Consider the following 19,156-nt stretch of genomic DNA (forward strand, 5'->3'; position numbering starts at 1 on the left):
TAGCAAAAATTACTGCTTTAAGGCCTTAAAAAATTCCCACATTACAATTCCGCCACACACCGAAACATTTAACGAATGTTTAGTTCCCAGCTGCGGAATTTCCAGGAAATTGTCATAAAACGGGAAAGCATCGTCTGTCAAACCATCCACTTCATTTCCCAAAACAACCGCATATTTCCCGGAATTTTTCGGGGTAAAACCGGCAATATTTTCGGAATTGGATGTCTGTTCAATTCCGATGATTTGATAGTTTTCCTCCTTTAATTTTTTTAGTGCTTCAGCGGTGTTTTTTTCATAAATCCATGAAACGCTTTCTGTAGCTCCCAGCGCCGCTTTTTGAATTTCACGGTGCGGCGGTTGCGGTGTAATGCCGCACAATACCACTTTTTCAATCAAAAAAGCATCGGCTGTCCGGAAAATTGCGCCCACATTATGCATGCTCCGAACATTGTCCAAAACCACAACGAGCGGTGTTTTTTCCGTCTGTTTAAAGGTTTCAACATCTATTCGTCCTAATTCTTCGAGTTTCAGTTTCTTGGTGGAGCCCATTTTCGTATTTTTGGCAAAAATAAGGTTTTTAAAGCCGAAATTTTTCAGTTCAAAACTTTTTAAAACAAATGCCGTGGCGAAAGAAAAAAAAGAAACTCCCCTAATGACGCAGTACAACACCATCAAGGCGAAATATCCGGATGCGCTGTTACTTTTTCGCGTGGGGGATTTTTATGAAACCTTCGGGACGGATGCCACTCGCGCCGCGCAGATTCTGGGCATTGTTTTAACAAAAAGAGCCAACGGTGAAGGTCATATCGAACTTGCGGGTTTTCCGCATCATTCCATTGATTCTTATTTGCCGAAACTGGTGCGCGCGGGTTTGCGCGTTGCGATTTGTGACCAACTGGAAGATCCGAAATCGGTAAAAGGAATTGTAAAACGCGGCGTCACCGAACTCGTGACGCCCGGTGTAACTTTCAACGAGCAGGTTTTAAGCTCGAAAAAGAACAATTTTCTACTTTCGGTGCACAAAGAGAAAGAAAAATACGGCCTTGCTTTGGTCGATGTTTCTACCGGAGAATTTCTTGCTTCCGAAGGGAATTTAGAGCAGTTGCTGCACATTGTCGGCACTTTTGATCCGAGTGAAATTATTTACCAAAGACGCACGGAACTGCCTACTCAGCTTGCAAACCGAAGTTCTTTCAAGCTGGAAGACTGGGCTTATCAATACAATTATGCGTACGAAAAATTAACCGGTCATTTCAAAACAAATTCCTTAAAAGGTTTCGGAATTGAAGATGTAAAACTGGGAATTATCGCCGCCGGCGCCATTTTCGCTTATTTGGTGGAAGATACGCACCACGCTCTTTTACAGCATATTACGACCATAAAATTGATTCCGAAAGATGATTATCTGATGATGGATCATTTTACCTTGCGGAATTTAGAAATTGTTTTCCCGAGTCATTCGCAGGGAAAATCGCTGCTGGATATCATCGATAAGACCTGCACACCGATGGGCGGAAGATTGCTGAGACGCCGCTTAATTCTGCCTTTGAAATCTGTAAATGAAATCAACCGCAGATTAGATTTGGTGGAATTTTTCAATAAAGAAGAAAATCTGAAGTATGAAATTCTTCAACTTTTAAAATCAATTTCGGATTTGGATAGGTTGCTGGGAAAACTGGCTTCGGAAAAAATTTGCCCAAAAGAGGTCGGATATTTGCGCCAAAGTCTTACCAACATTCAAAAAATTAAAGAACTTCTGCAGCCGCACGCGGAAATTTTAGCCTGGATTTCACCTTTGCTGAATCTGGAAGAGCTCATTAAATATCTGCAAAAGAATGTGAATGAGGAACTTCCGGTAAATATTTCGAAAGGAAATGTCATAAAAACCGGAATTTCTGAAGAGCTGGATCACCTGCGCGGGCTTCAAACCAAAGGAAAAGATTTTCTCGAGGAAATGTGCGACCGCGAGATAAAGCGCACCGGAATAACAAGTCTTAAAATCAGTTTCAATAACGTTTTCGGTTATTATATTGAAGTCCGAAATTCGCATAAAGATAAGGTTCCCGACGATTGGATCCGAAAACAAACTTTGGTTAACGCGGAAAGATACATTACCGAAGAATTAAAGGAGTATGAAGAACAAATCCTCGGTGCAGAGGAAAAAATTTCAAAAATTGAGCAGCAATTGTACCGCCAGGTTTGTGAAAACGTGATGGTGTACATCGATCAAATTCAGGAAAATTCCAAGATTATTGCGGAACTGGATTGTGGTGTTGCTTTATCGGAACTGGCGGTTTCTGAGAGTTATACAAAACCTGTTCTGAACGACGGTTTTGAAATCGATTTAAAAGAAGCGCGTCACCCGATCATTGAGAATGCTTTGCCTTTAGGCGAAAAATACATTCCGAACGATTTATTTTTAGCCAAAGATTCGCAGCAGATCATTATGGTTACCGGACCGAACATGGCAGGAAAATCCGCAATTTTGAGGCAAACGGCAATTATTTGTCTGCTCGCGCAGATTGGCAGTTTTGTGCCGGCAAAACATGCTGAAATCGGAATTTTGGATAAGATTTTTACACGCGTTGGTGCTTCAGACAATATTTCTTCCGGCGAATCGACTTTCATGGTGGAAATGAATGAAGCTGCGAATATTTTGAACAATATTTCGGAACGAAGCCTGATTTTATTAGATGAAATTGGGCGCGGAACTTCTACATACGACGGTGTTTCCATTGCCTGGGCGATTGCAGAATATCTTCACCAACATCCGACGCAAGCGAAAACTTTATTTGCTACGCATTATCATGAACTGAATGAAATGACGGTGAATTTCGAAAGAATTAAAAATTTCCATGTTTCGATTCAGGAGCATAAAGGAAGTATTATCTTCCTGCGGAAACTCGTGCCGGGCGGCAGTGAACACAGTTTTGGGATTCATGTGGCGAAATTGGCCGGAATGCCGGCCAAAGTCGTGAACCGCGCTAATGAAGTCCTGAAAACTTTAGAAAAAAGCCGTTCGCAAAGTGGTTCGAAAAACTCTGCGAGAGCAATTACCGAAGAAAGTTTGCAGCTTTCATTTTTCCAGCTTGATGATCCGGTTTTAGAAAATATCCGCGAAGAGCTGCTAAAAATTGATGTGAATACTTTAACACCAATTGAAGCCTTGATGAAATTGAATTCGATTAAAAAGATGATTGGAAGATAATTTATTCCGGGTTATTTACCCGAAATTTTGCAAATCAACGAGTTTGCGGTATATGCCGTTTTTACCGAATAATTCCTGATGCGTGCCCTGCTCAACGATAATTCCGCGTTCCATCACCACAATCCAGTCCGCTTTTTGAATGGTTGAAAGTCGGTGCGCGATTACGAGTGAAGTGCGGTTTTCCATCATTTTTTCTAATGCTTCCTGCACAAATCTTTCGCTTTCCGTGTCCAATGCGGAAGTTGCTTCATCCAAAATCATGATCGGCGGATTTTTCAAAACCGCTCTCGCAATGGAAACTCGCTGTTTTTGTCCCCCGGAAAGTTTGTTGCCGTCATCGCCGATGTTGGTGTAATATTTCTCCGGAAGTTCGTCGATGAAGTGATGCGCGTTGGCAATTTTTGCAGCGGAAATTACCTCATCTTCGGTGGCGCTAGGCTTTCCCATCAAAATATTATTGAAAACCGAATCATTGAACAAAACTGATTCCTGAGTTACCATTCCCAAAAGATTCCGGTAATCAGTGACTTTTAAATTTTTTATATTTTGGCCATCGACTAAAATTTCACCTTCGGAAACGTCATAAAAACGCGCCAAAAGATTCGCAATCGTCGTTTTTCCGGAGCCGGACTGGCCGACCAAAGCGATGGTTTTACCCTTTGGAATTACCAGGTTGAAATTTTTCAGAATAACATTATCTTTATCGTAGAAAAATCCAATGTTTTTGAATTCAATTTTATCTTTTAAAGTCGAAATCGGCAGTGGATTTTCAATTTCATCAATTTTTAAATCGTAATCTAAAACTTCTGAAACGCGGTCTAAACTTGCCATTCCACCCTGAATATTTGAAATCGCGTTAGACAGCTTTTTCGCGGGATCTAAAATCTGAAAAAACATGCCAATAAAGACCAAAAAAGTTTCGGGTTCCATTGTTTGCGCATTCAGGATTTGAACGCCGGCAAACCAAGTGATAATTAAAATAGTTACGGAACCTAAAAATTCGCTCATCGGTGAGGCGAGTTCACGGCGACGGCTCATTCCGATGGCATATTTCTGCCAGTTATCGGTGGTAGAATTAAAGCGGTTTTTGAGAATTTTGTCGGCATTAAAAATTTTAATGACTTTCGAAGATTTCAAGGTTTCATCAACCAATGAAAATAAATTTCCAAGCTCTTCCTGCGCGGCGGTGGCTTTTTTCTTTAGACTTTTACCAACCCAGCCGATTAAGCCGCCCATCACGGGGAAAACCAACAAGGAGAATAGTGTAAGCTGCGGCGACAGGATAAATAAAGTGATGAGCGAGGTGATGATCATAAACGGTGAATTGATGACATCAACCAAACTTCCCATAATTCCGTTTTCAACGCTTCCGATATCGTTGGAAATGCGCGACATCATATCGCCTTTGCGTTTTTCGGTGAAAAATGAAACCGGCAGCTTCAAAAATTTGTCGTACATCGCGGTACGCAGATCTTTGGTGATTCCCACGCGGTAATTCACTAATAAATAAGCGCCCAGATAGCGGAAAATATTTCTTAATAAAAAAGCTACGGCGGTGATTGCACATAGAATTGCCAAAACTCTTACGGCACCATATTGATCGATATTTGTCTGAATGGTATAGTACGCCCAGTCTTTAGCAAAACCAAAAAAATCAACAATTCGCCCGGAATATTTTGGTGCCACGGAAGTGTCAACTTTTTCTACGGTGCCAAACATCAAACCTAAAATCGGCAGCATGGTGGCGACTGAAAATATATTCAGCACGGAATACATGATATTGAAAAAAATGCTGGCAAACAGAAATCTCTGATGAGGTTTTGCGAAAAATAAAATGCGTTGAAATGGTTTCATTCACTAATTTAAGGGCCAAAATTACGGAATTTAAAAATGTTCCGGATAAAAAATAGTGTGATGTACTTAAATGAAAAAACAGCCCAAAAATAGGCTGTTTCACTCAAAAAAAATCGTTGTACGTTTAGCGGAGTCTGTCTACAGATTTTACGAGCCGATCATCTTTCCGGATAAATAAATTTGCAATCAGTAAAAAGACAATTGCTAAAAGTGGAAAAAGTGGCTCAATACCCTTCTCAGGAAAATCAATTCCTCCGGGTAAGGTGAGTATCCAATACGCCAATAAACCGAGCAACAAAGCGTTTATATAAATGCTGATGTTATTCAGCAAAATCTGTCGTTTGCGTTCTTTAAAGCTCAAAATGCTGATAAATCCGAAAAGCACCAATACCACGCAAATTACAGAAATAATGGGAAGCGGACCGAAAAGCGCAAAATCCTGGCCGGTAATAAATAAAAATACCGCGCTTAAAATCGCTAAAAATATCCAAACCGTTTGTATCCGTTGCAGCATATATGGTGATTCTGCCTACAAAAATAGCAATAATTTTTTGCATAATTAAAATAAAAACGTAGATTTGCAGCTATAACGACCTATAAAAGAAAAGTCGCCCGACTTAACTTTCTTACTTACACCTACTTATAACTTACATTTTTGCGTAACATTTATGTTCAATATTGAAACGTTAAGGTCTAAATCGGATTCTGATTTGACCAAGATTACCAGTGACCTGGGCGTTAAAATTGCTAAAAACAGCAACGAGAACGATAAAATTTTTGCTATTCTGGACTTTCAGGCTTCTAATACGAAAGTGGCAAAAGATTATTTCACCGCAACGGAAAAACCCGCAGATTCTCCCGAAACTCCGGCACCGGCACCTAAAAAAGCGCCAGTTAAAAAAGCGGCACCAAAGAAAAAAAAACAGAAAGTGCGCCGAAAGAAACCACTACAGCAACTGTGGAACCTGAAATAGCTGCAACGGAAAAGAATGCCGAAACAGCACCCGAAATTTCTGAAAAGCCTCAACAAACGCCGGAAGAAAGAGAAGCAAATCCGAGACGCCAAAAAAGACAACGCGTAGCAGCTCCAAAAAAACCTGCCGAAGCGGAAATTGTAGAAAATGAGGTTGTTGCAGAAGCTGAAAAACCTGCTGAAATTCCGCAGGAAGCATCAAAAAATCAAAACGGAAACCATCAGCAAAAGCAGAACGGAAATCCAAATCAAAATAAACATGCTCAACAGCAGCATAAAAATCCCAACCAAAACCAAAATCCCAACCAAAACCAAAATCCAAATCAGAACAAAAACCAGCAGCGCAACCAAAACGGCGATGTGCAGGAAGAAAATTCAAAAAAAGAATTTAATTTCGACGGTTTAGTAACGATTGAAGGCGTTCTGGAGATTTTACCGGATAACTACGGATTTCTACGTTCTTCGGATTTCTCTTATATTTCGTCACCTGACGACGTGTATGTTTCAACCAATCAAATCCGGAATTTTGGTTTAAAAACAGGTGATACCGTAAAGGGAATCGTCCGTTTGCCAAAAGAAGGCGAAAAGTATTTTTCACTTTTAAAACCGACAGAAGTAAACGGCCGCGACCTGGAATTTATTAAAGACCGCGTTGCGTTTGAATTTTTAACTCCGCTTTTTCCGGAAGAAAAGTTCAATTTGACAGGTAAAAATGCGACACCTTCCACAAGAATCGTGGACTTATTTACGCCGATTGGAAAGGGCCAGCGCGCAATGATTGTAGCACAGCCGAAAACAGGTAAAACCATGTTGCTGAAAGAAATTGCTAACTCAATTTCTGCAAACCATCCGGAAGCTTACATGATGATTTTGCTCATCGATGAAAGACCGGAAGAGGTTACCGATATGGAAAGAAGTGTGAACGCGGAAGTTATCGCATCAACTTTTGATGAGCCAGCAGACAAACACGTAAAAGTGGCAAACTTGGTTCTTTCCAAAGCACAAAGAATGGTGGAATGTGGTCATGATGTGGTGATTCTTTTAGATTCAATTACGCGTCTTGCACGTGCTTACAATACCGTAACGCCGGCGTCCGGGAAAATTCTTTCCGGTGGTGTGGATGCCAACGCGCTGCACAAACCGAAACGCTTTTTCGGTGCGGCGAGAAATATCGAAGGTGGTGGTTCATTAACCATCATTGCGACAGCATTGATCGATACAGGTTCTAAAATGGACGAAGTGATTTTTGAAGAATTTAAAGGAACTGGAAATATGGAACTTCAGCTCGACCGTAAAATCGCCAACAAGCGAATTTATCCGGCGATTGATTTAATTTCTTCCAGCACGCGCCGCGACGATCTTCTTCTTGACGAAACCACACAACAAAGAATGTGGATTTTAAGAAAATATCTGGCGGACATGAATCCGGTGGAAGCAATGGAATTCGTAAACAAAAGCATAAAAAACACCTTAAATAACGAGGAATTTCTAATGTCAATGAATCGCTAATTTTTAGCTGAATTGCTTTAAAATATTGAAAAATTACCTGCTTTTTGCAGGTTTTTTTTTGTTTTTTCAATGTTAAAGATTTATTAAAGTGATTGCGCTACCCTGGAATTGTTCTAAATAATGAGTAAATTTGGATATAACATATAAATCAAAATATTATGGCATTCGAATTACCGAAATTAGGATATGCGTACGACGCATTAGAACCAACCATTGACGCGAAAACAATGGAAATTCATTACACCAAACACCACCAGGGTTACGTAGATAATTTAAACAAAGCAGTTGAAGGAACAGATTTAGCAGATAAATCCATCGAAGAGGTTTGCAAAACCGGTACTGATAAAACTGCCGTTAGAAACAACGGTGGCGGTCACTATAACCACACACTTTTCTGGGAAATTCTTACACCTGGCGGCAGCAAGGAACCTGTCGGAAATGTAAAATCAGCTATCGAATCTTATGGTGGTTTTGAAAAATTTAAAACAGATTTTACCGAAGCTGCAAAAACCAGATTTGGTTCAGGCTGGGCATGGCTTTGCAAAAAAGATGACGGTTCGGTTTCCGTTTGCTCTACACCAAACCAGGATAACCCGCTGATGCCGGTTGCAGATTGCCAGGGAACACCACTTTTAGGATTGGATGTGTGGGAACACGCATATTATCTAAATTACCAAAATAGGAGACCGGATTATGTTACCGCGTTTTTCGATGTAATTAACTGGGACAAAGTTGAAGAGAAATTCAACAAATAACAGCTAATTTTTTTTCAAAATAAAAAAGTTCAGATTTTCTGAACTTTTTTTGTTTTTTTAGGTTACCGCGCGTCAACTCCGCTGAGGCCGTTCATCTTCAAACCGTATTTCCAGCTAACATAAGCAAAAACCTGGTAGAGCTTATATTCATATTTTAAACCGTAATCGATGGTCGGGTCGTAGTCGATTGATGATTCAATGATATTTCTGTAGCGCCCCGAAAAATAATAGGAATTCCATTCGCTCACCAAAAAAGCGTTTTTGCTTTTCAGATAAGTTTCCGAATACATGCTCATCGGTCTTGCGATAGCGTTCAGAAAATAATCGTATTGCGTGTCGAAGACTTCCAAATCATATTCGCCTTCATCATTTTTTTGGGCCTGAATGCCCGGTTTTTCTTCATTTACAGAAGGCGCTGCATTTGGCGCGCAGCTCATCATCAAAATAAAAATACCGAGTATAGCCGTTAATTTTTTCATTTTAAATGTTTTTAATTAATAATTTCAAAACCAAAAAATTGGGCCAAATAACCGGTAATTTTTGGTTTTAGTCAACTTCGCGCTGCAGCACTACAAATGCCGGAAAGTGGTCGCTGTAACCGCCTGTAAAAGAATCTCCGTTCCAAGAACGGAAAGGATAACCTTTAAAATTTCCTTCTTTATTAATGAGATACGATGGCGCAAAAATTTCAGTTTTGTATACCGAATAATCTTTACCAACTTCATCTGAAATTACATTTCCGCTCACGATAATCTGGTCGAAAAGGTTCGGCGCATCCTGATAGGCTAAAGACGCTACACCGCGCTTATAAAGCGGATACATCAAGTTCAGGTAAGAATTTTCAGCGCTTAAATCTTTCGGATTTAGCACCGCTTTTAAATGGTTTTTTAAACTTGAACTCACCGGATCATCGTTAAAATCGCCCATTGCGAAAAGCTTGGTACTTGGGTCTTTTAACCTGATGCTGTCCATCTGCTGTTTCAAAACCACGGCTGCGGCATTTCTTTTCGGTAAAGAAGCGGCTTCGCCACCACTTCGGGACGGCCAGTGGTTCATGAAAACGGCAATTTTCTCATTATCCAAAAACCCGGTTGCTACCAGGATATTTCTGGTATAAGAGCGTTTTCCTTCGTCGTTAAATAGTTTAATTTCTTTTTTTATGGAATTGGTTGGGGTAAATCTTCTTTTCTGATAAATTAAGGCAACATCAATCCCCCGCGCGTCAAAAGAATTGTAATGAATAATGCCGTAATCGTATTTAGCTAAAAGCGGATGCTTGATGAGGTCTTCGATAACCTGGCGGTTTTCAACCTCGATCAAACCTACAATTGCAGGCGCGGTTTTGGTGTATTGCGCACCCAGTTCCGAAATTACTTTGGCTTCGTTGGCTATTTTTTGCTTATATTTTTTGGTATCCCAGTTTTTCGCACTTTTTGAGGTGAATTCATCAGTCAAAATTTGATGGCGGATTACTTTTTTACCTTTCAGGTTTTCATTTTTCCATTCACCACGATATTCTTCCGTGGTTTCAAGATATTTTAAAGAATCCAAAGGCACACTTCTGTGAAAGGCGGGATTGCTGAAATCTTTGGTGCCGTCGATATAATCCGTGGAGGGTACGGTGTCAAAAAGGTTTTCGACATTTAAAAAGCCAATCGTTGCTACTTTTCTGAGTTTTCCTTTCTGTTGTGCGAAGGAAAAACTCACCATAAATAATAATAAAAAAATGCTGATTTTTTTCATTTTTTCCGAATGTTTATCAAATACGAAGTTAGGAATAAATTTTTTTTTAAATGAAGGAAATTCATCAGGGAACGGTTGGATAAACGAAAAGATAGATTGTTAAAAATAAATAAGATATTATAATTATTTTTAAATTTGTGTTAATTCATTTTCTTAAATGATTTTCACTCGAAAAGGAATAAATATATTATTAACATGATTAAAAAATTATCTTTAATCTCCTTGTTTACTCTGCTTCCGGCCTCCTTTTACTTTGCGCAGACTACGGTCTTTGCTTATATAAAAGATGCGAACGGCAGTCCTGTAGAAAGTGCGGAGATTGACCTAAAAGGGACTGGTAATGATGTGAAAGCTGATAAAATTGGGTATTTCCAGTTCGTCGACCTCAAATCAGGACACTACCAAATCGTAATTACGAAACCCAATTTCGAAACCAAAGTGATGGAGTTCGATGTGGCGTCGGAAAAAAGAAAAGATTTAGGTGTTGTTACCTTATATTCCAGTTTAACCGGCGCTGACCAGGGACTTGCAATCATTGAAAGCACCGGCGACGAGGAAAATGCGAGCCAGGGAACAACTGTTGGTTTACTGCAGTCTTCACAGGACGTTTTCAGCAGAATTGCAGCGTATGATTTAGGAGCTTATTGGTTCCGCCCGCGTGGTATTGATGGACGAACCGGCGAAACCATGATGAATGGTGTTTCCATGGTAAAAGCGGACAACGGAAACGTGGATTTCAGCAATTGGGGCGGTCTTAATGAAATTACGCGTTACCCGGAAGTCGCCGCGAACCACGCACCATCGGAATACGCTTTTGGAGGCGCAAGCGCTGTAATTTACAAAAACACCAACGCCAGCGAATACCGCAAAGGTTTTCAGGCAACTTATTCTTTAACCAACAGAAATTACCGTAACCGCGCGTCTCTGCGCTACACTTCAGGAATGAGCAGAAGCGGTTGGGCAGTAACAGCAATGGCTGCAAGACGCTGGGCGCAGGAAGGAATCCAGGAAGGAACTTTCTACGATGCATACGGTGCTTTTTTAGGTATAGAAAAAAAAATCTCAGACAGTCACTCGGTTAGTTTAAGTGCTTTTGCAGCACCATACAGACGCTCGACAGCGAGCCCGAGCACTCAGGAAGTTTATGATTACCGCGGTGTACACTACAATTCTTATTGGGGATGGCAAGACGGTGAAAAACGTAGCGAAAGAGTTCGCGCAGGATTTCAGCCAATTTTCCAGCTGCAGGATTTCTGGAAAATTAACAGTAAATCAAGTTTAAGAACTGCTGTTTCTTACCAGTTTGGAAAAGATAAAAGCGCGCGTTTAGACTGGCAGAATGTGCCGAATCCGTCGCCGCAATATTACCGCTATTTACCAAGTTATTACGATTCTTTAGATCCGAACGCTTCGGTTCCGGTGACTGGCGACCAAACAGCAACTACGGCGCAACAGGCTTATGCTGATGCTTTGCGAGGCTGGCAAACCGGCGACCCGAATTACACACAGATTAACTGGGACGCGCTTTACCGGAGAAATACGAACCAACCAGCTGGTGAATATTTCGGAGTTACCGGAAAACGTGCTCTTTATTTTCAGGTAAATGATGTGAGCGATGATAAAATATTCAACGCAGGCACGCACTTCACCCATAATTTTACCGACACTTCACGCCTTTTTTTGAATATTTCTTACCAGAATTACAAATCGGAATTATACCGCGAAGTAAAAGATCTTTTGGGTGCTGATTTTGCGCTGAACCGCGATCCTTTCGCTGCTACAAACCAACCTGGCGAAAGCGGTTTATACAATGAAGGTGAAACCGATGTTGTAAAACGCGAAGGCGACAAAATAAACTACGATTACAATTTCCGCCGACAGGAAATCAAGGTAAATCCTGCGTTCAAGTTCCAGACAGGAAATTTTGATGTTTTCGTATCCGGTTTAGCAGGTTATTCCAGTTCTTCACGTGAAGGATTATTCAAACATTATTTATATGAAGATTCTTTCGGTAAAAGTGCCGATTACAATTTCTGGAATTTTGGTCTTAAAGGCCAGATAATTTATAAAATAAACGGGCGGAACTTCCTCGTTTATAATGGCGCTTATTTTTCTCAGGCTCCGTTCCTCGAAGATTTATTCATCAACCCGAGAGTGAACAGCTCAGTTACGCCAAACATTCGAAATGCGGTCGTTAATGCCAACGATTTAAGTTATATCGTGAGCAGTCCGTTCATTAAAATGCGTCTCACAGGATTTTTGGTTGATACTGAAAACGACACCAATGTTCAGCGGTTTTTCGCGGACGGAATTCAGTTCCAGACAACTGGCGCGGACGGTACAGTTTCTAATGTTCAAAGTGCTTTTGTAACGCAGGTGATGTCTAATGTTTCCAAAAGAAATATGGGCGGTGAACTCGGTGTTGATGTGAAAATTACACCAACTTTATCCGCACAGGGACTTGCGAGTTACGGTCAGTACACGTACAGAAACGATCCGAATGTCTACTTTGCATCTGATGCGACCGGAACTTTCGAAGACGGTAAATCTTATTTGGATTTAGGAAAAGCTTATTTAAAAAATTACCGACAAGGCGGAACTCCACAACAGGGATATTCTGTCGGGCTCCGGTATAATTCACCAAAATACTGGTGGTTAGGTGCAAACTGGAATTATCTTGATGATAATTTCCTTGATCCTTCGGCGCTTTTAAGAACTGAAAGATTTGTGCAGAATCCGGTTACGGGAACGCCGTATGCAGATTTAACTGAAGCAGATTTGCGCCGTGTTTTACAGCCTACCAAACTTCCGTCCGCATTTTTCTTTAATGCTAATGCCGGAAAATCCTGGAGATTCGGAAGTTATTATGTTTTGCTTACTGCTTCTGTTAATAATATTCTCGATAACACGCGATACGTTACCGGAGGTTTTGAACAGACCAGAAGAGTAACTTATCCTGGATATGTGGAGGAAAACAACCGCGAATTTCCTTTATTTGGACCGAAACTTTGGTACACGCAAGGACGATCATATTTCGTAAACCTTCAATTTAGATTTTAATCATAACTCAGAATTTTAAAAAACAATACAATGAATATTAAAAGATATTTTAAGACGGCTTTTGTGATTGCATTTTCGGCATTTACGGTAAGCTCTTGTGTAAATAAGGACGAATGGGATACGCCGCCAATTAACTGTACCAACAAGTTTGCGGCGCCCAACATTTCTTTAGCAGATTTCAAAGCAATGGCGCCTTCAACAGGTTATATTCTGATTGATAAAGACATGATTTTCGACGGTTACGTGGTTTCATCCGACGAAAATGGAAATTTCTACAAAACCATTTCCTTTCAGGATAAACCGGAAAATCCTACCGCCGGACTTCAGATGGAAGTGGACAGAGCAAGCAATTATGCAGATTTCCCTGTGGGAACACATATCAGAATTAATGCTAAAGGCCTGAGGTTAGGTTTAGACCGCGGCACCGTAAAAATCGGTTCTGTGGATCCTACTTACGCGATTGGCAGAATTCCGGGAACATTGTTCTCCAACTATATTTCTGCAGTTTGTAACGGAAACCAAATGGATATTGTTACCATAAAACCTACAGAATTGCCAAGTCTTTCTGCAGCGCTTCAGGATAAATACATCAATACTTTGGTGAAAGTTCCGAATGTACAGTTCAGCACTTCCGAAATTTATCCAACCAACAAAACCTACATCGATTATGTTGCCGGTGCCGGTGTTGATACCGACCGAAGCATTGAAGATAATTCCGGCGGTACGTCTGTCATCAGAAATTCCGGTTTTGCGACATTTGGTTCTACACTTTTACCAAAAGGAAGCGGAAGCTTAACTTTCGTGGTGAGCAAATACAACCAAAATTATCAGTTGTTGATCCGAAATTTAAACGATGTTAGCATAACTTCAGCAAACAGGTTTGATCCTACACCGGCAAAAGGCGGTTCTGCGATTACATATCCTACCACTTTAGCAGAAACTTTTGAAGGTTTCTCCGGCAGTAACCTGGAGGCTTTTCCACCGTACATCAACGATCCGGTTTTAGGAAATAGATATTGGCAGCTGAAAAACTTCAGCAATAACAATTATATCCAGTTAAGCGCAAACGCCGGACGTGGCGCTTACGAAACCTTGTTTGTCGTTCCGGTAACATTTGCAGCGGGTCAGAAAATCAGTTTTGACGTAAATATTGGGTATTACAACGGTACCGCGCTGAAAGTGTATACTTCTACAGATTACGTTCCGATGGGCGATGTTACCGCCGCAACTTTAACCGAAATTACGTCTGCTTTCAAAATTCCGAAAACGCCGACTTCAGGTTACGGAACTTTTGAAAATGCGGGCACTTACACCGTTCCTTCAACCTTGTCCGGTAAAGGATATCTTGTTTTCAAATATGTTGGAAACGGATCCGGAACTACAACTACGATTCAGCTGGATGATATTACAGTTCAGTAAAATTGCAAATTATAATTAAAGAAAATCCGCCCAATTCGGGCGGATTTTTTTGTTTTAGCAGCTGAGGTTTGATTTAAATTTCAGAAAAATATGCTGTTAAAGCAGGTAATTTTTTTGATTTAAATATTTTCAAATGAATTTAAAAATCTGAAAAATCTTCGGTTAAAGCAGGTAATTTTTTCCGATTTGATGAATTTGAAAAAAGAAAAATATGCGGTTAAAGCAGGTAATTTTTTCGTTTTGTCACATCAACAGACCATCGCATCACCACATATCCTAATTCTCAAATTCTCAAAATTTCCAAGTTTTGAATTCTCAAATTCTGAAGTTTCAAATTTCAAATTTAAATAAGATAAAAAAGTCCGAATTAGAAAAAGTTTTTTATCTTTGTACTCTGAAACTGCTTAATTATGTTATCAAAAACCTGCGAATATGCCTTGCGAGCGATGATCTACATCGCGCAACAGTCCTGGGACGGTTCTACGGTGAATATCAAGGAAGTCTCGGATAAAATAAATTCCCCCGAAATATTCATCGGTAAAATCCTGCAAAATCTTAGCCGCCAGGGTTATTTGCAATCGGTGAAAGGCCGGTATGGCGGATTTTTTATCACACAGGAACACGCCAATATTTCGCTCGCAGACATCATCACCGCCATTGATGGCGATAAAATGTTTCATGGCTGCGGACTTGGCCTGGCGTATTGTTCCGAAACCAATCCGTGCCCCATTCATAACACCTACAAAGAAGCGCGTGACCAGCTGTATGACATTTACGGCAAAACGACTTTGGACCAGTTCCGGAATGAGCATCACACCGATGAACTCCAGCTTCGGCGGGGTTAATTTTAAAAAACAGCATTTTAACCACAAATAAACAACGCTAAACTATCATTAAAATGGCAACAGTAGAAACTTTGGATGTTACACAGATTGAACCTAGACTGAAACATCCGACCATCTTTAAATATTTCGATGCGCTACAACCGGGCGAAGAATTCGTAATAGAAAACGACCACGACCCGAAACCTTTGTATTACGAACTGATCGGTGAAAGAGGAAACATTTTTACCTGGGAATATCTGGAAAAAGGACCGGAATGGTTCATTGTAAGAATCTGCAAAAACCCTTTGGAAACGCAAAAGGCAATTGAAAGACTGGTTGTAACAACCATTGAACCCAAATTTAAACATCCAACAATTTTCAAATGGTTTGACGCGCTGAAAGCCGGCGAAAGTTTCATCATTGAAAATGACCACGACCCAAAACCTTTGTATTACGAATTATTGGCTGAAAGAGGCGATATTTTTACCTGGGAATATCTTGAAAAAGGTCCGGAAGTTTACGAAGTGAAAATCGCTAAAAATCCGGTAAGCGAAACGGGTGAAGAAACCGTAGGTTCCATCGCGGCGAAAGATATTAGAAAAGCAGAGCTTTTAAAATCAAAAGGTATTGATTTTAGCTGCGGCGGCGATAAAACCGTAAAAAAAGCCAGCGCCGAAGCTGGGATTTCTGAAGATGAACTGCGCAGCGCTTTGACCGAAGTTTCCAAAACGCCACCTGCACCGAGCTTTGACTATGACAAATGGGAACTGGATTTCCTGGCGGATTATATCGTGAACACACACCACAGATACGTAAAAGAAAATGCGGAAAACCTGAACGACATGGCCATAAAAGTTGCGGAACATCACGGTGACGGTCACCCGGAACTGAACCGTTTGGCAACAATTACCTATCACTTCCTACAGGATTTGCTGGATCATATTGTGAAAGAAGAAGAGGTTTTATTCCCCGTTATCAAGCAGATTGTGGCAAAAACCAAAAATTCGGAAAGCGAAACGAATTATAGAATCGGTTCTTTGAACGAACCAATTTCCTTGCTTGTAAAAGAACATGAAATCGCGAATGAAGATTTGAATTTCTTCCGTAAATTAACCGATAATTACACGCTTCCGGAAGGTGCCTGTAATTCTTACCGCTATTTGTTCCAGAAAATGCAGGAATTTGAAAATGATTTCAAAGCTCATATTCACCTCGAAAATAATATTTTATTTCCGAAAGCACTGCAAATGGATGCCGAACTGGCAAAATTGAATTGATGTCGTGCGGCTGCAGATAAACCTGATGGTGCAATGTCTGAATTCTGCAGCCGCTTTTTTTTTAAAGCTGAGGTCACCTGATTTGATGGTCTAATTAAAATCAAAAAAATGGCATATGTAACACCGAAAACCAAGATTTCGGAACTCATAAAAGAAAACTCCAAAAGTGTAGATGCGATTGCGTCTTTAGCGAAACCGTTGGAAAAACTTAAAAACCCAATTCTGAGAAAGATCATGGCGTCACGCGTTACCATTGCAGAAGCTGCGAAAATGGGCGGCACCACGGTGGCGGAATTTAAGCGGGTTTTAAGTCCGCTCGGATTTACTTTTGGTGATGAAAATGTCACTCTTTCAGAGAGCGAAGTTGAGGCAAAACCAAACTGGCTTATCGATGCCGCATCAGACCAAATTGATAATTTCGATGTTCGGCCAATCATCGATAATGGCGCTGATCCTTTAAAAGAAATTTTACACCGTTTCAAAGAAGTGGAACCTGGAAGAATCCTGTGTGTCATTAATAATTTTGTTCCCACGCCATTAATTCATTTGCTTAAACAGGAAAAAGCGGAAGCGACTTTCGTGGAAAATGTAAGCGAAAAAGAATTTCGTACTTATTTCCTTAAAAAAGAAAAAGAAGCAGCGGTTTCTACCGTAACTGCTGATGAAAAACTGGTGATGGATACTGAAGAAAGTTTCAAAGCTGTTTGCGAAAAATTTGCCGCTGAAACAACTAAAAAAATCGATGTCCGCGAGCTGGAAATGCCCGGACCGATGCAGCTTATTCTTTCTGAACTTGAGGAATTGCCTCACGGTCACGCGCTCTACATCAATCACAAAAGAGTTCCCGTATATTTGTTAGAAGAACTGGCGGATAAAAGTTATGAAGTTCATATATATAACAAGGCGGAAGGCGACGTAAAAATGCTGATTTTTAAAAAATAAATGGCACACATTAATATCGGAAAAGCACCCGGAAATGGCGCTGTATTGCCTTTTTATGCCACCGGCGCGGTAATGTTTTTGGTGTTGTGTCTGCTGATGCTTTTCACGCCGGAAACTTTTACGAAACATTATTTCACGCCACATCTTTTAACCATAGTTCATGTCGCGGCTTTGGGCTGGGGAACGATGGTGATTTTTGGCGCTGCGCATCAACTTTTGCCTGTGATTTGTGAACAGGATTTATACAGCGAAAAATTAGCTGCTTTTGTCTGGTACACGCTGACTTTAGGAATGGTTTTGCTGACGACGCATTTCTGGAAACTTACCGTTGGCTGGGTCATGATTTTTGGCGGTAGTTTGATCGTTTTTTCTGTAATTCTATATCTCTTCAATGTCTGGAAAACGACAAAAATCTGCACAAAATACAGCATCCAGAAATTATATGTTTTGAGTTCCGCGATTTGGCTGCTTTTCACGGTGGTGATGGGTTTGCTTTTGGCGATCAATTTAAAATTTTCGTTTTTTAATGTCAGCCATTTAGAAATTTTAAAGCTTCACGCGCACGTAGGTTTTGCAGGTTGGTTTTTACAGCTGATTACGGGCGTGAGCTCGAAATTGGTGCCTATGTTTTTGCTCGGAAAGTCAAAAAAGGAAAATTTGCTCAAATATGCCTTTATTTTTCAAAATGCCGGACTTATTCTGTTTTTAGCAGATGGTTATTTTATAGGTGTTACCTCAAGAGTTTTAATCTATGCTTTAATCACGTTTGTGGGAATTATTTTTTGGCTGCTCTTTCTGTATGACAATTATAAAAACCGACTGAGAAAAAGAGTAGAACTGCTGATGAAGCATTCTTTCCTTTCTTTTTTGGCTTTAATTATAGCAGTTTTGCTGATTCCTGCCGTTTATTTTGCGGAAGGTTACCGCTGGGCAATGCTGTACGGGACATTGATTTTTATGGGCTGGATTACGAGCATTATTTTAGGAAAAACCTTCAAAACTTTACCGTTTATCATTTGGAACGACCATTATAAAAACCTTTCTGGAAAAGTAAAAGTGCCTTTGCCAAAAGATTTGTACAGCGAAAAACTCACCGTGTGGCAATTCCGTATTTTTATTGCCGCTTTTCTGGTATTTGCTACGGGAATTATTTTAGAATCAGTTCCGGTAATTCGGTCTGGCGCCGTGCTTTGGTGTGTAGTCGCCGTGCTTTATAATGTAAATGTCTTTAAACTAATTTTACACACGAAAAAACAAACGCAATGATTTTAGATCCTACCGACGAAAATTATAACAATATATCACGCGCAGAAATGGCGCTGTACAAAGTTATCGATCCTGAATTAATGGTAAACATCATGGATTTAGGTCTCGTTTACGATATTGAATTTAAAGAGGGCAAACACCTGCTTGTAACGATGACGCTGACCACGCCGTCCTGCCCGATGGGCGAAGCCATACAAACTGGCGTGAAAAATTCTTTGGAAACAGAATTTCCGGGTTTTGAAATCGAAATCGACCTGACTTTCGAGCCCGCCTGGAATTATGACATGGTTTCTTCCGAAGGCATGCAGCAGCTGAACAATCGCTAA

At 40.4% G+C, this 19,156-nt stretch carries 16 protein-coding genes; 11 read left to right on the top strand and 5 right to left on the bottom strand.

Annotated features, from left to right (window positions below; genetic code table 11):
* Positions 1-9: 9 nt before the first annotated feature.
* A complete protein-coding gene (locus tag BMZ55_RS07620) occupies positions 10-549 on the bottom strand; it encodes an RNA methyltransferase (RefSeq protein ID WP_089819824.1) in 540 nt (179 codons plus the stop codon).
* Between the two features lie 73 nt (positions 550-622).
* Between BMZ55_RS07620 and mutS the strand changes: the two genes are divergently transcribed.
* Complete coding sequence (gene mutS, locus BMZ55_RS07625) at positions 623-3,208, top strand: DNA mismatch repair protein MutS (RefSeq protein ID WP_089819928.1); 2,586 nt, start codon at positions 623-625, stop codon at positions 3,206-3,208.
* Between the two features lie 15 nt (positions 3,209-3,223).
* Here mutS and BMZ55_RS07630 read toward each other — a convergent pair whose 3' ends face one another.
* Both BMZ55_RS07630 and BMZ55_RS07635 read right to left on the bottom strand, forming a co-directional pair.
* A complete protein-coding gene (locus tag BMZ55_RS07630; protein ID WP_089819825.1) occupies positions 3,224-5,062 on the bottom strand; it encodes an ABC transporter ATP-binding protein in 1,839 nt (612 codons plus the stop codon).
* A gap of 124 nt (positions 5,063-5,186) precedes the next feature.
* On the bottom strand, positions 5,187-5,576 hold the full coding sequence (locus BMZ55_RS07635; RefSeq protein ID WP_089819826.1) for a DUF4293 family protein: 390 nt from the start codon (positions 5,574-5,576) through the stop codon (positions 5,187-5,189).
* A 196-nt stretch (positions 5,577-5,772) separates the two neighbouring features.
* Between BMZ55_RS07635 and BMZ55_RS11465 the strand changes: the two genes are divergently transcribed.
* The 3 genes from BMZ55_RS11465 (at position 5,773) to BMZ55_RS07645 (ending at position 8,299) form a co-directional block, all read left to right on the top strand.
* Entirely contained in the window at positions 5,773-6,036 is a 264-nt protein-coding gene (locus BMZ55_RS11465; RefSeq protein WP_143068760.1) for a hypothetical protein, read from the top strand.
* The gene (rho, locus tag BMZ55_RS07640; protein ID WP_143068761.1) at positions 6,021-7,544 is read left to right on the top strand and encodes a transcription termination factor Rho; all 1,524 of its coding nucleotides are present in this window, start codon (positions 6,021-6,023) and stop codon (positions 7,542-7,544) included. Before BMZ55_RS11465 ends, rho begins: the two co-directional genes overlap by 16 nt.
* 158 nt (positions 7,545-7,702) lie before the next feature.
* Positions 7,703-8,299 carry a superoxide dismutase gene (locus BMZ55_RS07645; RefSeq protein ID WP_089819827.1) on the top strand — a complete coding sequence of 199 codons (597 nt, stop codon included), beginning with the start codon at positions 7,703-7,705 and terminating at the stop codon, positions 8,297-8,299.
* A gap of 62 nt (positions 8,300-8,361) precedes the next feature.
* On the opposite strand, the gene BMZ55_RS07650 is transcribed toward BMZ55_RS07645, so the two are convergent.
* Together BMZ55_RS07650 and BMZ55_RS07655 are read right to left on the bottom strand one after the other, a co-directional pair.
* Positions 8,362-8,778 carry a DUF6146 family protein gene (locus tag BMZ55_RS07650; protein ID WP_089819828.1) on the bottom strand — a complete coding sequence of 139 codons (417 nt, stop codon included), beginning with the start codon at positions 8,776-8,778 and terminating at the stop codon, positions 8,362-8,364.
* Between the two features lie 67 nt (positions 8,779-8,845).
* Positions 8,846-10,042 carry an endonuclease/exonuclease/phosphatase family protein gene (locus tag BMZ55_RS07655; protein WP_089819829.1) on the bottom strand — a complete coding sequence of 399 codons (1,197 nt, stop codon included), beginning with the start codon at positions 10,040-10,042 and terminating at the stop codon, positions 8,846-8,848.
* Between the two features lie 195 nt (positions 10,043-10,237).
* Here BMZ55_RS07655 and BMZ55_RS07660 point away from each other — a divergent pair, with 195 nt between their 5' ends.
* From BMZ55_RS07660 to BMZ55_RS07695, 7 genes are all read left to right on the top strand, one after another.
* Positions 10,238-13,102, top strand: coding sequence for a carboxypeptidase-like regulatory domain-containing protein (locus BMZ55_RS07660; protein ID WP_089819830.1), 2,865 nt, complete (start codon positions 10,238-10,240; stop codon positions 13,100-13,102).
* A gap of 30 nt (positions 13,103-13,132) precedes the next feature.
* Positions 13,133-14,521, top strand: coding sequence for a M949_1556 family lipoprotein (locus tag BMZ55_RS07665; protein ID WP_089819831.1), 1,389 nt, complete (start codon positions 13,133-13,135; stop codon positions 14,519-14,521).
* A 410-nt stretch (positions 14,522-14,931) separates the two neighbouring features.
* Positions 14,932-15,366, top strand: a complete 435-nt coding sequence (locus BMZ55_RS07670) for an RrF2 family transcriptional regulator (protein WP_089819832.1) — start codon at positions 14,932-14,934, stop codon at positions 15,364-15,366.
* A 53-nt stretch (positions 15,367-15,419) separates the two neighbouring features.
* Positions 15,420-16,622 carry an iron-sulfur cluster repair di-iron protein gene (gene ric, locus BMZ55_RS07680; RefSeq protein ID WP_221404025.1) on the top strand — a complete coding sequence of 401 codons (1,203 nt, stop codon included), beginning with the start codon at positions 15,420-15,422 and terminating at the stop codon, positions 16,620-16,622.
* A 108-nt stretch (positions 16,623-16,730) separates the two neighbouring features.
* Entirely contained in the window at positions 16,731-17,564 is an 834-nt protein-coding gene (locus BMZ55_RS07685; protein ID WP_089819833.1) for a DUF2249 domain-containing protein, read from the top strand.
* Positions 17,565-18,830 (top strand): hypothetical protein, encoded by a 1,266-nt coding sequence (locus BMZ55_RS07690; RefSeq protein WP_089819834.1) that lies wholly within the window; start codon positions 17,565-17,567, stop codon positions 18,828-18,830.
* Positions 18,827-19,156: a metal-sulfur cluster assembly factor gene (locus tag BMZ55_RS07695; protein WP_089819835.1), complete on the top strand. Its 330-nt coding sequence runs from the start codon at positions 18,827-18,829 to the stop codon at positions 19,154-19,156. The genes BMZ55_RS07690 and BMZ55_RS07695 overlap by 4 nt, the downstream gene beginning before the upstream one ends.

The sequence above is a fragment of the Kaistella treverensis genome (genome assembly GCF_900114045.1).
GTDB classification, from domain to species: Bacteria; Bacteroidota; Bacteroidia; order Flavobacteriales; family Weeksellaceae; genus Kaistella; species Kaistella treverensis.

Coding starts and splice junctions, on each gene's coding strand:
- BMZ55_RS07695 (WP_089819835.1), top strand. CDS start 18,827: ATGATTTTAGATCCTACCGACGAAAATTATAACAATATATCACGCGCA.
- BMZ55_RS07650 (WP_089819828.1), bottom strand. CDS start 8,778: ATGAAAAAATTAACGGCTATACTCGGTATTTTTATTTTGATGATGAGC.
- BMZ55_RS07665 (WP_089819831.1), top strand. CDS start 13,133: ATGAATATTAAAAGATATTTTAAGACGGCTTTTGTGATTGCATTTTCG.
- BMZ55_RS07635 (WP_089819826.1), bottom strand. CDS start 5,576: ATGCTGCAACGGATACAAACGGTTTGGATATTTTTAGCGATTTTAAGC.
- ric (WP_221404025.1), top strand. CDS start 15,420: ATGGCAACAGTAGAAACTTTGGATGTTACACAGATTGAACCTAGACTG.
- BMZ55_RS07690 (WP_089819834.1), top strand. CDS start 17,565: ATGGCACACATTAATATCGGAAAAGCACCCGGAAATGGCGCTGTATTG.
- BMZ55_RS07655 (WP_089819829.1), bottom strand. CDS start 10,042: ATGAAAAAAATCAGCATTTTTTTATTATTATTTATGGTGAGTTTTTCC.
- BMZ55_RS07685 (WP_089819833.1), top strand. CDS start 16,731: ATGGCATATGTAACACCGAAAACCAAGATTTCGGAACTCATAAAAGAA.
- BMZ55_RS07670 (WP_089819832.1), top strand. CDS start 14,932: ATGTTATCAAAAACCTGCGAATATGCCTTGCGAGCGATGATCTACATC.
- BMZ55_RS07645 (WP_089819827.1), top strand. CDS start 7,703: ATGGCATTCGAATTACCGAAATTAGGATATGCGTACGACGCATTAGAA.
- BMZ55_RS07620 (WP_089819824.1), bottom strand. CDS start 549: ATGGGCTCCACCAAGAAACTGAAACTCGAAGAATTAGGACGAATAGAT.
- BMZ55_RS07660 (WP_089819830.1), top strand. CDS start 10,238: ATGATTAAAAAATTATCTTTAATCTCCTTGTTTACTCTGCTTCCGGCC.
- BMZ55_RS07630 (WP_089819825.1), bottom strand. CDS start 5,062: ATGAAACCATTTCAACGCATTTTATTTTTCGCAAAACCTCATCAGAGA.